The organism is Polynucleobacter sp. MWH-UH35A (assembly GCF_018687075.1).
GTDB lineage: Bacteria > Pseudomonadota > Gammaproteobacteria > Burkholderiales > Burkholderiaceae > Polynucleobacter.
Genome location: NZ_CP061285.1, coordinates 1093557 through 1108913, shown reverse-complemented (window position 1 = coordinate 1108913; position 15357 = coordinate 1093557). Strand labels below are relative to the sequence as shown.

At 47.7% G+C, this 15357-nt stretch carries 11 protein-coding genes; 10 read left to right on the top strand and 1 reads right to left on the bottom strand.

Features of this window, described 5'->3' with window-relative positions; genetic code table 11:
• Positions 1 to 6 precede the first annotated feature (6 nt).
• Complete coding sequence (locus ICV36_RS05795) at positions 7 to 828, bottom strand: patatin-like phospholipase family protein (RefSeq protein WP_251375127.1); 822 nt, start codon at positions 826 to 828, stop codon at positions 7 to 9.
• 295 nt (positions 829 to 1123) lie between these two features.
• Between ICV36_RS05795 and scpB the strand changes: the two genes are divergently transcribed.
• From scpB to ICV36_RS05745, 10 genes are all read left to right on the top strand, one after another.
• Positions 1124 to 1858, top strand: coding sequence for an SMC-Scp complex subunit ScpB (gene scpB, locus ICV36_RS05790; RefSeq protein WP_215399683.1), 735 nt, complete (start codon positions 1124 to 1126; stop codon positions 1856 to 1858).
• Complete coding sequence (locus ICV36_RS05785; protein ID WP_215399682.1) at positions 1858 to 3603, top strand: pseudouridine synthase; 1746 nt, start codon at positions 1858 to 1860, stop codon at positions 3601 to 3603. Before scpB ends, ICV36_RS05785 begins: the two co-directional genes overlap by 1 nt.
• Before the next feature lie 172 nt (positions 3604 to 3775).
• Complete coding sequence (gene rimP, locus ICV36_RS05780) at positions 3776 to 4267, top strand: ribosome maturation factor RimP (protein ID WP_215399680.1); 492 nt, start codon at positions 3776 to 3778, stop codon at positions 4265 to 4267.
• The gene (gene nusA, locus ICV36_RS05775; RefSeq protein WP_215399679.1) at positions 4264 to 5745 is read left to right on the top strand and encodes a transcription termination factor NusA; all 1482 of its coding nucleotides are present in this window, start codon (positions 4264 to 4266) and stop codon (positions 5743 to 5745) included. Before rimP ends, nusA begins: the two co-directional genes overlap by 4 nt.
• A 13-nt stretch (positions 5746 to 5758) precedes the next feature.
• A complete protein-coding gene (gene infB, locus ICV36_RS05770) occupies positions 5759 to 8515 on the top strand; it encodes a translation initiation factor IF-2 (protein WP_215399677.1) in 2757 nt (918 codons plus the stop codon).
• Positions 8516 to 8529: 14 nt separating this feature from the next.
• Positions 8530 to 8898 carry a 30S ribosome-binding factor RbfA gene (gene rbfA, locus ICV36_RS05765; protein WP_215399675.1) on the top strand — a complete coding sequence of 123 codons (369 nt, stop codon included), beginning with the start codon at positions 8530 to 8532 and terminating at the stop codon, positions 8896 to 8898.
• Between the two features lie 3 nt (positions 8899 to 8901).
• Positions 8902 to 9813: a tRNA pseudouridine(55) synthase TruB gene (gene truB / locus ICV36_RS05760; RefSeq protein WP_215399674.1), complete on the top strand. Its 912-nt coding sequence runs from the start codon at positions 8902 to 8904 to the stop codon at positions 9811 to 9813.
• A gap of 51 nt (positions 9814 to 9864) precedes the next feature.
• Positions 9865 to 11682 (top strand): translational GTPase TypA, encoded by a 1818-nt coding sequence (gene typA, locus ICV36_RS05755; RefSeq protein WP_215399672.1) that lies wholly within the window; start codon positions 9865 to 9867, stop codon positions 11680 to 11682.
• A gap of 103 nt (positions 11683 to 11785) precedes the next feature.
• Positions 11786 to 14149, top strand: a complete 2364-nt coding sequence (locus ICV36_RS05750; protein ID WP_215399671.1) for a Tex family protein — start codon at positions 11786 to 11788, stop codon at positions 14147 to 14149.
• 94 nt (positions 14150 to 14243) lie between these two features.
• Positions 14244 to 15230 carry a tripartite tricarboxylate transporter substrate-binding protein gene (locus tag ICV36_RS05745; RefSeq protein ID WP_215399670.1) on the top strand — a complete coding sequence of 329 codons (987 nt, stop codon included), beginning with the start codon at positions 14244 to 14246 and terminating at the stop codon, positions 15228 to 15230.
• The last annotated feature ends 127 nt before the right edge of the window (positions 15231 to 15357 follow it).

Sequence of the window (15357 nt, the reverse complement as noted above, 5' to 3'; positions counted from 1 at the left end):
TGGTTGCTAGCCCTTCAGTTTCTCTTTAATCAATCCTATTTGTTCTTGGGCCGCTACTTCACCGGCGAGTATGGCTGCATTTCTAGATTTGAAATCACCACCACTCATTTGCTTTAGTTGTGGTTGAATCACAATATCGGCACTTTTTAATTCATATTGATTAATACTTCGCTGCATGATCGAGATGGTCTGCTGAAGAACGCCTAAGGTTCCACTAGCATCTTGATGCACTGGCTCAGAAGAAATGTTGACGGCAATCACTAGTGTCGCCCCCATTTGTCTTGCGTAACTTACGGGCACGGGTGCTACCAATCCGCCATCAACATATTCTTTGCCGCTAATGACGGCTGGCTGAAATACTCCTGGAACGCTGCAGGATGCGCGTACTGCCAAACCAGTATTGCCAGTTCTAAATAAAACCCCTTTGCCTGACTGTAATTCAGTGGCGACAATTCCCAAGGGGATGCGCATTTGTTCAATCGATTTGTTTTGCACCTCTCGGTTAACCATATTCTGTAGCGCATCACCCTTAATGAGACCGCCAAAACGCCCTGCAAATGGGAGTCCCCAGTCGGCAATCGTGGCTTCATCCAAGTTCAAGGCTAAGCGATTGAGGTCATTGCCGGTTGCGCCGGATGCCAGTAGGGCGGCAATAACACTGCCTGCGCTGCTACCAACCACAATATCGGGCCGGATGCCTTGGGCCTCCAGAGCTTTAATGACGCCTACATGCGCAAAGCCACGAGCTGCACCCGCACCTAGCACCAAGCCAAGCACAGGCCTCTTGCTGCCGATCAGACTACAGGCGCTCAGGCCCAAGCTACCCATACCAAGACTAAGGGTCCCAAGCCCCCCGAGACTCAGAAACTGGCGGCGCTCGATGGAATCCGGGGTATTGGGGGTGGATAAAGGGGGTTTGGTGGAATTCTTATGCATGTGGCTATTGTATTGAGCCTACCTTATAATGGGCGCAAGGTGAACGAAAAGGACTTCGTTTCAGCGCGGACATATTCCAATAAGAACTGATGAGATGGATTGTCCGTAGTCGCTAGAGAGCACCAAAACCCATTACTGAATACATTTTTAAAGCCTAATCAGGATTGCTCCTGGTAGCCCGAATTTTATGGATGATCACAATAAGCGCGTAATTGAAACTGCACTCCTTTGCGCACAGGAGCCACTCACCGTTGCTGATTTATCTCGCTTATTTGTTGAGGATGTCACCATCGCAGACATTGATGAGGCTTTAATCGAGCTACAACGTGCATGGGATGAAAAAGGCATGGAGTTAGTGCACATCGCAACTGGGTGGCGCTTCCAGAGTCGTCTCTCGATGCGTGAGTATCTTGATCGCCTAACACCAGAGAAACCACCGAAGTATTCCCGCGCTGTGATGGAAACCTTGGCCATCATTGCTTATCGTCAGCCGGTAACACGTGGCGAGATAGAAGAAATTCGTGGCGTGGCGGTGAGCAGTAATGTGATGAAGCAATTAGAAGATCGTGGTTGGGTAGAAGTGATTGGCCACAAAGAAACCGTTGGCCGTCCAGGTTTATATGCCACCACCAAGCAATTCTTAGATGATCTCAGCCTTACCAACCTACAGAGCCTGCCAATTTTGGAAGATGCTGCGCCTATGGCGGCTGCCGAACAATTAGGTCAAGCTGTAATGGAGTTTGACCCTACTGCAACAGTTGAGACGGTGATTATTGATGGTGACGCACAAGAGATAAGCGAGATAAGCGAGACTGAAATTGAAGTAGTAGAAATGGTTGTTGATGAAACAAGCTCTGAAGTTGCTGAAGAAGAAATTACCCCTGAGTCTGAAGACAATCCAGGCGAAACAAAAAATAATTAATGACAAGCTCTAACGAAAACGATTCATCCCCGGTAGTAAATCCATCGCCAACCCCTTCTAATTCAGACGCGCCATTAAATACTGATGGTCAAAATTCTGAGGGTGGGGAGCGTGGTGAGCGTCGCCCCCGTCGCCAAGGTGCCGGTGGTGGTAAGCATCCATTTAACAAGAAGCGCCCCTTTAATAAGGATAGGCCGCGTCGCCAGGGTGGTGATGCCAATGGTTCGCGTGAAGGCGGTAACCAAGGGAATGCAAAATTAGCCCCCAATCCTGCAGAGAGTGAGGCCTTGTTTGCTTCGGTGGTATCTGGTGAATTTGATGCAGCCTTAGATGCACCAGAAGTTCAAGAGATTAAAAATCCGGATGGTGTAAATGAGAGTGAGATCTCCCATCAAACTGGTGCAGAGCGTCGCGCACAACGCGCTCAACGTGCGCGTGAAGATGAAGATCCGGATGCGCCAACTGAAGATGAAGTGAGCAGTTTGCAGTTTGCAAACGTTGATGAATTACCTCTTAGTTTGCGTGATGAAGTCTGGTCAGATCTCGATGGTTTAGATGATGATGCTGACGACGAAGATACAGTGAAGTTGCATAAAGTATTGGCCGACGCTGGTATGGGCTCCCGTCGTGATATGGAAGACTTGATTATTCAAGGGCGCGTATCAGTAAATGGTTTGCCTGCTCACATTGGCCAACGCATTGGTCCAGCGGATCAAGTGCGTATTAATGGCAAGCCAGTTCATCGCAAGATTCAGACTAAGCCGCCACGCGTGATCATGTATCACAAGCCTGCAGGCGAGATCGTGAGCCAGTCAGACCCTGAGGGTCGTCCAACAGTATTTGATCGCCTGCCAAAGCCGCGTCAGGGGCGTTGGATTGCGGTAGGCCGTCTGGACTTTAATACCGAAGGTCTGTTGTTATTCACTACCTCTGGTGAGTTGGCAAATCGTTTAATGCATCCACGTTACGGAGTGGAGCGTGAGTATGCTGTCCGCATTTTGGGTGAGTTGAGCCAAGAAAATACCTCACTATTAAAAAGCGGAATTACGCTCGATGATGGTCAAGCAAAATTTCTACGTCTAGCAATGGGTGGTGGTGATGGTGCTAACCGTTGGTATCACGTAGCATTAACTGAGGGGCGTAATCGCGAAGTGCGTCGTATGTTTGAAGCGGTTGGTCATACTGTATCCCGCTTAATTCGAACTCGTTATGGCATTTTCTTACTACCTCCACGCTTACGACGTGGTAAATGGGAAGAAATTGAAGCGGGCGGCATCTATAACTTAATGAAGTCTGCTGGCTTAAAAATGCCGCAACCACAAGATAAGGGTCGCAACCCCAATGCCAATAATCGCGATCGTCGTCCTATGGGGGAAGACTTTCAGCCGGATCCAATGCAAACCTCAGTTTCTTACTGGGGCTCGCGCGATGCTTTAACTCTCGCTAGTGGCCATAACGGCCTAACGCACCAGGGTAGAGGCGGCAAACCTGGTGGTGGAGGCAGTTCTGGCGAAGGACGTGGGCCATTCCGAGGCCGTTCTCAAGGCGGTAGACCAAGTCAAGGCGGTCAAGGTGGCCAGGGCCAAAATCGGAATAAAGGGGCCAAAGTTCACCATGGACAGTCAGCTTTTGTTACAGGTAACCCGCAAAGCCCTGGAAATGGGCCTAAAAGAGGTGCACCAAAAGGGCGAAAACCCTTCCATAAAGGGCCCAGAAAACCGCGAAATCCAGGCGAAAGCTTCTGATTTGTATCGGTTTTCTGCTAAATAGGCTATAATTTTGGTCTTACAGCAGGATTCTGCTGTTTTGGTTGTTACCGACTGATGTTGCGATCAACGTAAGTCGGCCTGTTCTGAATTTCGAGAATATGGGCTTTGAAGCCCATTTTTTTTTGCCATTTTGGTATGAAGGGGTGTCGTGAAGGATCAGCAGGTTATTTCTGCAGAGCTGGAAAACTTAGGTTACACGCTAGTCGATATCGAGCGTGAAGCCGGAGGTTTGTTGCGCGTCACGATTGAAAACCCAGACTACGAGCGTTTGATTACGGTGTTGGATTGCGAAAAGGTAAGTCATCAGTTGAGCTATACCTTGCCAGTTGAAAACATCCCTTATGAGCGTTTGGAGATCTCATCCCCAGGATTGGATCGACCAGTGAAAACTGCTGCTGATTTTGAGCGCTTCGCTGGCATGGAAGTAGATTTGAAGTTGCGTGTTGCTGTTGGCAATCGCAAGAATTTTCGTGGTGAGTTGCAAGGTTTGCTGAGTGGTGAGTTGAATTCACCAGACGCAAAGTTTGGTTTGGTATTTGAGGGTGCTGATGGTCAGCCTTCTCAATTGGAGTTCTCTTTAGCCGAGGTCGATAAGACTCGGTTGGTCCCTGTTATTGATTTCAAAGGAAGAAAGTCATGAGCCGAGAAGTTCTCATGTTGGCAGACGCGTTAGCGCGTGAAAAGAACGTTGATCAAGCGATCGTATTCGAAGCGTTGGAGATGGCTTTGGCCTCTGCGACCAAGAAACGCTATGCTACAGAAGATGTAGATATCCGCGTTTCAATTGATCGCGAGACTGGTGAATACGAAACCTTCCGCCGTTGGTTGGTAGTGCCTAACGAAGCCGGTTTGCAAGAGCCTGATAAAGAAATTCTGCAATTTGAAGCTCAAGAACAGCTTGCTGATATGGAAGTTGGCGACTACATCGAAGAGCAAATCGAATCTTTAGCCTTTGGTCGTATTGGTGCGCAAGCTGCCAAGCAAGTGATCTTGCAACGCATTCGTGATGCGGAGCGTGAGCAAATTTTGAACGACTACCTTGAGCGTGGCGAAAAAGTCATGACCGGTACCGTTAAACGTGCTGACAAAAATGGCCTCATTATTGAATCCGGTCGCGTAGAAGCATTGCTGCGTCGCGATCAAATGATTCCAAAAGAGAACTTGCGCTCTGGCGATCGTGTACGCGCATACATTTTGAAAGTGGATCGCGAAGCGCGCGGCCCACAAATTGAACTCTCACGTACTTGCCCAGAGTTTTTAATCAAATTATTTGAGAACGAAGTTCCTGAGATGGAGCAGGGCCTGCTTGAGATCAAAGGTGCTGCTCGCGATCCTGGTATCCGCGCAAAGATTGCCGTAATTACTTATGACAAGCGTATCGACCCAATCGGTACTTGCGTTGGTGTACGTGGTACACGCGTTACCGCGGTACGCAATGAAGTAGCAGGCGAAGCGGTGGATATCGTGTTGTGGTCTGAAGATCCTGCCCAGTTTGTGATTGGCGCTTTGGCTCCAGCCCAAGTGTCTTCTATCGTGGTTGACGAAGAGCGTCACGCTATGGACGTGGTGGTTGATGAAGAGAATTTGGCAATTGCGATTGGCCGAAGCGGACAAAACGTGCGTTTGGCAAGTGATTTGACTGGATGGCAGATCAATATCATGACTCCTGAAGAGTCTGCTGAGAAAACTGAAAAAGAAGCTTCATCTGTACGTCAGTTGTTTATGGACAAATTGGACGTAGACCAAGAAGTGGCTGATATCTTGATTGAAGAAGGCTTCAATACATTGGAGGAAGTGGCTTACGTGCCATTGTCTGAGATGTTAGAAATCGATTCATTTGATGAAGACACAGTGAATGAGTTGCGTACTCGCGCTCGTGACTCCTTGTTGACTATGGAGTTGGCAAAAGAAGAGCGTATTGGTGAAGTATCACAAGACCTGCGCTCCTTAGAGGGAATGACAACAGAACTGATTGCGAAGCTTGCTGACAATCAAGTTCATACCCGTGACGACCTTGCTGAACTAGCTGTTGATGAGCTAGTTGAGGCGACACAAATTGACGAAGAAACTGCGAAAACGCTCATCATGAAAGCGCGCGAACATTGGTTTACTTCATGAGAGGAAGTAGTGCATGGCAACAACAGTAAAAGTACTCGCTAAAGAATTAAAACGTACCGCGCCAGACCTCTTGGAGCAGTTGAAGGCGGCCGGTATTGAAAAAGGTTCTGAGGACGACAGCATTACCGAAAAGGACAAAACTGTCCTGCTCGAGCATCTGCAAAAAGCACACGGCAGCGCAGATACTGGCGCGCGCAAAAAGATTACTTTGATCAAGCGCGAAAGTTCTGAAATTCGTCAGGCAGATTCTGCTGGGCGCACTCGCACTGTGCAGGTTGAGGTTCGTAAAAAGCGAGTGCTTGTTAAGGCAGGCGATAAAGCGCCTGAAGTAACGCCAGAAGCTTCTCCAGCAAAAGCAGAAACAAAAGCTGCACCAGCTAAGCCCGTTATTTCTGAGGAAGAATTAGAAAAACGCGCAGCTGAAGCAACACGCCAAGCAGAATTGCTTGCTCGTCAAGAGGCGGAAATGAAGGCGGCTGAAGAAGCCCGCCAGAAAGAAGTTGCTCCAGTAGCGAAAGAAGTGGCTCCAGTTGATGAGGCTCCCGCTGTTGCGGCTGCTGCTGCAGAGAAAAAAGCAAGCGCAGATAAAGCTGCAAAAGAGCTGGCTGCATCTAAAGAAAAAGAATTAGCAGACATTCGTGCGCGTCGTGCAGCTGCTGAAGCTGAAGCTTTAGCGATTCGCGACATGATGAGTGCCCCTGCTCGTGTTCTAAAGGCACCAAGCGAAATTGCTGCTGAAGAAGCGAAAAAGGGAACTCTACATAAGCCTGCAAAAGCTGAAGGTGCTGATGACAAGAAGAAGGCTGTCGCTAAAGTTGGCGGTAAAACCATTAAGTCTTCTGAGACATCCTCCACTTGGCAAGAAGAAGGCGCCAAGAAGCCTGGTGGCTTAAAGACTCGTGGAGATACCTCTGGAGGTGTTGGCGGTTGGCGTTCAGGCGGTGGTCGTAAGAAGCAGCGTCAAATCGCAGAAGCGAACGTGGATACAAACTTCCAGGTTCCTACCGAGCCGGTCGTGCGCGATGTTCACGTACCAGAAACCATTACTGTTGCTGAGTTGGCTCATGCAATGGCGGTGAAGAGTGCAGAAGTCATTAAGTTGCTGATGGGTATGGGCCAAATGGTCACTATCAATCAAGTGCTTGATCAAGATACTGCCATGATCATTGTTGAAGAGATGGGCCATAAGGCTCATGCTGCAAAATTAGATGATCCCGATTTAGATCTCGGTACCGATGGACACGATGCAGAATTGTTGCCTCGTCCACCAGTCGTAACGGTAATGGGTCACGTTGACCACGGTAAAACCTCTTTGCTTGACAAGATTCGCGCTGCAAAAGTAGCGACCGGCGAAGCTGGTGGCATTACGCAGCATATTGGCGCTTACCATGTGGAAACACCACGCGGCATGATTACGTTTTTAGATACCCCGGGTCACGAAGCCTTTACGGCAATGCGCGCTCGTGGTGCTAAGGCAACTGACATCGTGATCTTGGTTGTGGCAGCAGATGACGGCGTGATGCCGCAAACTAAAGAAGCGATTCACCATGCGATAGCTGGTGGCGTACCTTTGGTAGTGGCGATCAATAAGATTGACAAACCAGAAGCTAATTCTGAGCGCGTTAAAACCGAATTGGTTGCAGAGCAAGTGGTTCCGGAAGAATATGGTGGCGATGTGCCATTTATTCCGGTATCCGCTAAAACAGGTGAAGGTATTGATGCTTTGCTAGAGAACGTACTCTTGCAAGCTGAGATCTTGGAATTAAAAGCGCCAAAAGAAGCTCCAGCTCAAGGCTTGGTCATTGAAGCACGTTTGGACAAGGGTAAGGGCCCAGTTGCAACTGTATTGGTTCAATCCGGCACCCTTAAGCGTGGCGACATGTTATTAGCTGGCTCTACATTTGGCCGTGTTCGCGCCATGATGGATGAGAACGGTAAGCCATGTAGCGAAGCTGGTCCATCAATACCAGTTGAGATCCAAGGTTTGTCTGAGGTTCCTGCAGCAGGCGAAGCGGTGCAAGTAGTTCCTGATGAGCGTAAGGCTCGTGAGATTGCATTATTCCGTCAAGGTAAGTTCCGTGACGTGAAGTTAGCTAAGCAGCAAGCAGTCAAACTAGAGACTATGATGGAAAACATGGGCGAAGGTGCGATTGAAGCGAAATTATTGCCACTCATCATCAAAGCGGACGTACAGGGCTCTCAAGAAGCTTTATCTCAGTCATTGATGAAACTCTCCACTCCAGAAGTGAAAGTCCAGATCGTTCACGCTGCGGTAGGTGGTATTTCTGAAACTGATGTGAACTTGGCGGTTGCTTCTAAAGCAGTCATTATTGGCTTTAACTCTCGTGCGGATGCAGCAGCTCGTAAGCTGGCTGAGAACAATGGTGTTGATATTCGTTATCACAACATCATTTATGACGCAGTTGATGAGGTGAAATTGGCCTTGAGCGGCATGTTGACTCCAGATAAGAAAGAAGAAATCACCGGTCTCGTTGAGATCCGCCAAGTCTTCTTGGTATCGAAAGTTGGCGCAATTGCCGGTTGCTTGGTGGTTGACGGTATCGTTAAACGCACTTCAAGTGTTCGCCTCTTGCGTGACAACGTGGTTGTTTGGACGGGCGAGTTGGACTCTCTCAAGCGCTTTAAAGATGATGCTAAAGAAGTTCGTGCCGGTGTTGAGTGTGGCCTGTCATTAAAAGGCTACAACGACATTAAAGAAGGTGACCAACTTGAGGTCTTTGAAGTAACTGAAGTGGCTCGTTCACTTTAAGCTTTCTCAGTAATATGCATAAGACAAGCCCGCATCGTAACCAGCGTCTCGCCGATCAAATTCAGCGAGACCTGGCCGAGCTCATTCCGCGTGAATTACGTAGCCCGAGCTTGGGTTTAATTACTTTGCAAAGTATTGAGCTCACACCTGATTTGGCACACGCTAAAGTGTTTTTTACGGTTTTAGGTGCTGAGTCTGAACATGCACAAAAAGCACTTCAAGAAAAAGCAGGGTATTTGCATTCACTTTTATTCAAGCGCTTGCATATTCATACTGTTCCTACATTGCATTTTCACTATGACAGCTCAGTCGAGCATGGCATAGAAATGTCTCGATTGATCGATCAAGCAGTAGAGAGCGATCATAAAGACGAGACAAAGTAATTCATGTCCACCAGAATCGACGGCGTTGTTTTGCTAGATAAACCTGCTGGAATGAGTTCACAGGGTGCTGTCACCGCTGTGAAGCGCGCTTTTAATGCTGACAAAGCGGGTCATACTGGTACCTTGGATCCAATGGCTACTGGTTTATTGCCAATCTGCTTGGGTGAGGCGACTAAGTATTCGCAAGATTTGCTCGAAGCAGATAAAACCTATATTGCTCGTGTGAAGTTTGGTTCCCGTACCGATACCGGTGATGCTGAAGGGCTCACTATTGAAGAATTACCTTTGCCAGCATTCGCAAGTGACGCAGAGATAAAAATCGCCTTGGATGCGCTGTTACCTAAATTTACTGGTGCTATTTCACAAGTGCCGCCAATGTATTCAGCGCTCAAGCGTGATGGCAAACCTCTATATGAATATGCTCGTGCCGGTGTTGAATTAGAGCGCACCCCAAGAGATATTACGATTCATTCGATTCGCTGGACAGATGTTCAATGGCCTGAAGCAACTTTAGAGGTCAGTTGCAGTAAGGGTACTTATATTCGTGTTTTAGCTGAGGACATTGGCAATGCCCTGGGTTGTGGTGCCCATTTGGTTGGCTTGCGCCGTACCGAAGTAGGTCACCTTAATCTCGAACAGTCCTTTACGATTGAATCCATCCAAAGTGGCTTGCAAAATAGCGCTAACTACATATTGCCTGTTGATGCCTTGTTGCAGACTTTGCCGCATTTAACCGTGGATGAGCAACAAGCGAAGCGTCTTGAGATGGGGCAGCGTGTGCCGCTGAATTTGCCATCGATAGAGGCATTGGTACGTATTTATCGTGCGACCGCTGCTCCCCATAACTTTATTGGTACTGCTGATTGGCGCTCTGGAGTTTTACATCCCAAGCGTTTAATTTCCCAGACACATTAATTAAACATTCTTTATAACCCTTTTACTTATCTTTAACTTTAGAAGCTTCACATGACTAAACGCGCACTTCGTAATATCGCCATCATCGCCCACGTTGACCACGGTAAAACTACCTTGGTTGACCAACTCTTGCGCCAATCTGGCACATTCCGCTCTAATGAAAAAATGACCGAACGCGTCATGGACTCAAATGATTTGGAAAAAGAGCGTGGCATTACTATTTTGTCCAAGAACTGTGCAGTGGAATATGACGGCACCCATATCAACATCGTTGATACCCCAGGACATGCGGACTTCGGTGGTGAAGTAGAGCGTGTTCTCTCCATGGTGGATGGCGTATTGCTTTTGGTTGACGCGGTTGAAGGCCCAATGCCACAAACTCGTTTCGTGACTAAGAAAGCTTTGGCATTAGGTTTGAAACCTATCGTAGTGATTAACAAGGTTGACCGCCCAGGCGCACGAACTGATTATGTAATCAATGCAACCTTTGAATTGTTTGACAAATTGGGTGCCACTGAAGAGCAGTTGGATTTCCCGGTTGTTTATGCTTCAGGTCTGAATGGCTATGCTGGCATGACTGATGATGTGCGCGAGGGGGATATGCGTCCATTATTTGATACCGTGCTTAAGCATGTTCCAGTGCGTGATGACAATCCAGAAGGTCCATTGCAGTTACAAATTACCTCAATCGAATACAGCACCTACGTTGGTAAGATCGGTGTTGGCCGTGTAAACCGCGGTACGGTAAAGCCAGGTATGGATGTGGTGTTTATGGATGGCCCTGAAGGTGTGCAGCGCAAAGGCCGTATTAACCAAGTATTGAAATTCCGCGGCTTAGAGCGAGAGTTGGTAGATGAAGCTCAAGCAGGCGATATCGTGTTGGTAAATGGTATTGAAGATTTGGCAATTGGTACAACAATTTGTGCGCCTGATACTCCAGAAGCCTTGCCAATGCTCAAAATTGATGAGCCGACATTAACCATGAACTTCATGGTGAACACTAGCCCATTGGCTGGTCGTGAAGGTAAGTTTGTAACGAGTCGTCAGATTCGTGAGCGTTTGGATCGTGAATTAAAGTCCAATATGGCTTTGCGCGTAAAAGATACTGATGATGACACCGTCTTTGAAGTATCAGGTCGTGGTGAATTGCATCTCACTATCTTGGTAGAAACAATGCGTCGTGAAGGCTATGAGCTGGCGGTTTCTCGTCCACGCGTTGTATTTCATGAAGAAAACGGCGTAAAGATGGAGCCGTATGAGAACTTAACGGTTGACGTTGAAGATACAACTCAAGGCGCCGTTATGGAGGACTTGGGTAAGCGTAAAGGTGAATTACTCGACATGGTGAGCGACGGTAAAGGTCGTACTCGTCTTGAGTACCGCATCCCAGCGCGTGGTTTGATCGGCTTCCAGGGCGATTTCATGACTATGACCCGTGGTAACGGTTTGATGAGTCATACATTTGATTCTTATGCACCAGCAAAAGACGGTATCTTGGGTGAGCGCCATAACGGTGTATTGATTAGCCAAGACGATGGCGAAGCAGTAGCCTACGCATTGTGGAAGTTACAAGACCGTGGCCGTATGTTTGTCAGCCCTGGCGATCCTTTGTATGAAGGCATGGTGATCGGTATTCACAGCCGCGATAATGACTTGGTTGTAAACCCAATTAAAGGTAAGCAATTAACCAACGTCCGTGCCTCTGGAACTGATGAAGCAGTGCGCTTGGTAACTCCGATCGCAATGAACTTAGAGTACGCAGTGGAGTTTATTGATGATGATGAGTTGGTTGAAGTAACGCCGAAGAGTATTCGTATTCGTAAGCGCTATCTCAAGGAGCATGAGCGTAAAAAAGCCTCGCGTGAGTAAGCTGGCCTAGGCTGCACAACAAAAGTCACCTGCGGGTGGCTTTTGTTCTTCATTCAATACCAATATTTCAAAAATAGTATTTCAGAGTCAGAAAAGTACATTAATGCTGCCATCTATTGAACAACGTCTTGCCCAAGAGTTATCCGCCAAACCAGCGCAAGTAGCTGCTGCTATCGCTTTGATGGATGAGGGGGCTACAGTACCCTTTATTGCCCGCTACCGCAAAGAGGCTACTGGAGGCTTGGATGATGCTCAGTTACGTTTATTGGAAGAGCGTTTGACATATTTGCGAGAGTTGGAAGATCGTCGCAAAACCATCGTTGCTTCCATTGAAGAGCAGGGCAAGATGACACCTGAATTGCTGAAAGCCATCATGCTGGCAGAGGATAAGACTCGTCTAGAAGATCTTTATTTGCCTTATAAGCCTAAACGCAGAACAAAGGCGCAGATTGCATTGGAGGCGGGTTTGGAGCTACTGGCAAATGATTTGCTCGCTAATCCTAATCTAGATCCTGAAGCAGAGGCCATTAAATACATTAAAGAAGCATTTGAAGTGGATGGAACCAGCAACCCCGGGGTACCAGATACCAAGGCAGCTCTCGAGGGTGCTCGACAGATTCTGATGGAACGTTTTGCTGAAGACGCCACACTAGTCCAGTCCCTTAGAGAGTTTTTGCAAGATCATGGTGTGGTGGAATCCAAAGTCATTGCCGGTAAAGAGCAGGAGGGCGAGAAGTTTGCAGACTATTTTGATTACTCGGAGCCCATTAAAGCCATCCCATCCCATCGCGCCTTAGCCTTGTTCAGAGGTCGCCGCGAACAAATGCTCATGGTGAGCTTGCGCCTGGATTCTGAAGAAGAGAAACCAAAGTGGGATGCGCCGCACAATCCTTGTGAAAACCGAATTGCTAATCATTTCAAGATTAAAAACGAAGGTCGACCAGCTGATGCATGGCTGGCCGATACGGTGCGCTGGACATGGCGTATCAAGTGCTCACTCCATTTGGAGTCCGAGCTGATGACTGCGCTGCGTGAGCGCTCTGAAACAGAAGCCATCAATGTATTCGCCCGCAATCTTAAAGACCTGCTCTTGGCTGCTCCGGCTGGCCCTAGGGTAACGATTGGTCTTGATCCTGGTATGCGCACTGGCGTGAAGGTGGCGGTAGTAGATGCCACTGGTAAGGTTGTTGATACCGATGTGATCTATCCCCACCAGCCTAAAAATGATTGGGCTGGCTCCTTGCACGCCTTGGCGAAGTTGGCTGAGAAACACAATGCCACCTTAATCTCGATTGGTAATGGCACTGCTTCTCGAGAAACCGATAAATTAGCTCAGGATTTAATCAAGGCTAAGCCCGAGCTTAAACTTACCAAGATTGTTGTCTCTGAAGCGGGGGCGTCGGTTTACTCTGCCTCCGAATACGCGTCAAAAGAATTGCCTGGTATGGATGTTTCTTTGCGTGGCGCTGTATCTATTGCCAGAAGGTTGCAGGATCCATTGGCCGAGTTAGTAAAGATTGATCCCAAATCGATTGGCGTTGGTCAGTACCAACATGACGTGATGCAAACTCAATTGGCTAAATCATTGGTAGCAGTAGTAGAGGATTGCGTAAATGCCGTAGGCGTTGATGTGAACACTGCCTCTGCGCCATTGCTAGCAAGGGTTTCGGGGTTGAGCTCCACTGTGGCTGAGGGTATCGTTGCTTACCGCGATAGCAAGGGTGCATTTAAATCGAGAGCAGATCTCAAGAGTGTTCCGCGTCTCGGCGATAAAACCTATGAACAAGCCGCAGGCTTCTTACGCATTATGAACGGCGATGATCCATTGGACGCATCGGCTGTACACCCAGAATCTTATCCTCTCGTGGAAAAGATTTTGAAAGACATTAAGAAGGGTGTCAAAGAAGTAATTGGCGATGCTAGCTTACTCAAATCACTCTCTCCTGAAAAGTATGCCGATGCTCAATTCGGTGTGCCAACAGTGACCGACATCATTAAAGAGTTAGAAAAGCCTGGTCGCGATCCGCGTCCAGAATTTACTACTGCTACCTTTAAAGAAGGTGTTGAACAAATTGGTGACCTCAAGACGGATATGATTTTGGAAGGGGTGGTGACCAACGTCGCCGCCTTTGGTGCCTTTGTAGACATTGGCGTCCATCAGGATGGTTTGGTGCATATATCCGCCCTCTCCAATACCTTTGTGAAGGACCCACACAGTGTAGTGAAGGCAGGGCAGGTAGTGAAGGTCAAGGTGCTTGAAGTGGATGAAAAGCGAAAGCGTATCGCCCTAACGATGCGCTTGAGCGATGAAGCCCCAAGGGAGGGCGCAAAAGCAAGTGATAGGCCTGAGCAAAGAGCTTCAAGTCGCCCAAGAACAGCAGAAGTTAGAAAGCCGCAAGAAGATAGAAGGCAGGCGCCTCCAATGAATAATGCAATGGCGGCCGCCTTTAGTAAACTTAAAAAATAGTAGGATATTTTTAGAATTTTTAACACTTATGTCACAAATTCTCTAAACTAGTGTTTTACTTGTTCAATCACCAAAGGATGGGATTCCCGTGAAAATGTCTCAATCAATTTTCCGCATTGCAGCAATTTCGCTGTGTGCACTTAGTGTCAGCATTTCTGCTGCCAAGGCCGCTGATTTTCCTGGCGATCGTCCGATTACTCTAGTGGTGCCATTCTCGGCTGGTGGCCCAACTGACAAAGTGGCTCGTGAACTTGCGTTAGCTATGGGTAAGCAACTTAAAGGCCAGGTGATTGTGGACAACAGCCCTGGTGCGGGTGGCACGATTGCTGCAAAGCGTGTGATCAACTCGAAGAATGATGGCTACACACTGTTGATTCACCATATTGGTATGTCAACCGCACCAGCCTTGTACAAGAACTTGGGTTTTGATCCAATGAATGACTATGAGTATGTTGGTCAAGTTGCTGACGTACCGATGATTTTGGTTGGTAATAAAGATTTGCCTCCAAAGAACTATCAAGAGCTCCTGCCATACATGAAGGCAAACGTTAGCAAAATTGCTTATGCTAATGCAGGTGTTGGTTCAGCCAGTCATTTATGTGGCTTGCTCTTTATGAGCCGTATTCAGCTGGATTTAACAACGGTTCCATACAAGGGTACCGCTCCTGCATTAACTGATTTGATTGGTGGTCAAGTGCAATTGATGTGCGATCAGACAACTAACTTGTCAGGTCAGTTGACTACTAATGCTGTTAAGCCTTATGGCACTACCACCATGCAACGTATCAAAGCTTTCGATAAGATCCCAACTCTGAATGAGCAGGGTCTGAAGAACTTTGAAGTGAAGGTTTGGCATGGCGTATATGCTCCAAAAGGCACACCTAAGGCTGAGATGGATAAGTTGGCCAAAGCACTGCAAGGCGCTATCCAAGATCCACTCTATAAGCAGCACATGGCTGAGTTGGGTGTTGAGATTCCATCACAAGCTAATGCTAGTCCTGAAGGCTTGAAAAAGCACTTGAAGGCACAGATTGATTTATGGACCCCAATTATCAAAAATGCGGGTGTGTATGCTGACTAAGCATCTGCAGTAAATCAGTTTCACAAAAAACCGCCTGAACATTCTGGCGGTTTTTTTATTTCCCGAAGAGAGTCAACATAAAGATGACCATAAGCCTACTAACCATTTATGAGTATTCAGGAATTTG

Bases quoted from the DNA above. Each gene is read 5' to 3' on its own strand.
- ICV36_RS05795 (WP_251375127.1), bottom strand. From the start codon at position 828: ATGGGTAGCTTGGGCCTGAGCGCCTGTAGTCTGATCGGCAGCAAGAGG.
- scpB (WP_215399683.1), top strand. From the start codon at position 1,124: ATGGATGATCACAATAAGCGCGTAATTGAAACTGCACTCCTTTGCGCA.
- ICV36_RS05785 (WP_215399682.1), top strand. From the start codon at position 1,858: ATGACAAGCTCTAACGAAAACGATTCATCCCCGGTAGTAAATCCATCG.
- nusA (WP_215399679.1), top strand. From the start codon at position 4,264: ATGAGCCGAGAAGTTCTCATGTTGGCAGACGCGTTAGCGCGTGAAAAG.
- infB (WP_215399677.1), top strand. From the start codon at position 5,759: ATGGCAACAACAGTAAAAGTACTCGCTAAAGAATTAAAACGTACCGCG.
- rbfA (WP_215399675.1), top strand. From the start codon at position 8,530: ATGCATAAGACAAGCCCGCATCGTAACCAGCGTCTCGCCGATCAAATT.
- truB (WP_215399674.1), top strand. From the start codon at position 8,902: ATGTCCACCAGAATCGACGGCGTTGTTTTGCTAGATAAACCTGCTGGA.
- typA (WP_215399672.1), top strand. From the start codon at position 9,865: ATGACTAAACGCGCACTTCGTAATATCGCCATCATCGCCCACGTTGAC.
- ICV36_RS05750 (WP_215399671.1), top strand. From the start codon at position 11,786: ATGCTGCCATCTATTGAACAACGTCTTGCCCAAGAGTTATCCGCCAAA.
- ICV36_RS05745 (WP_215399670.1), top strand. From the start codon at position 14,244: ATGTCTCAATCAATTTTCCGCATTGCAGCAATTTCGCTGTGTGCACTT.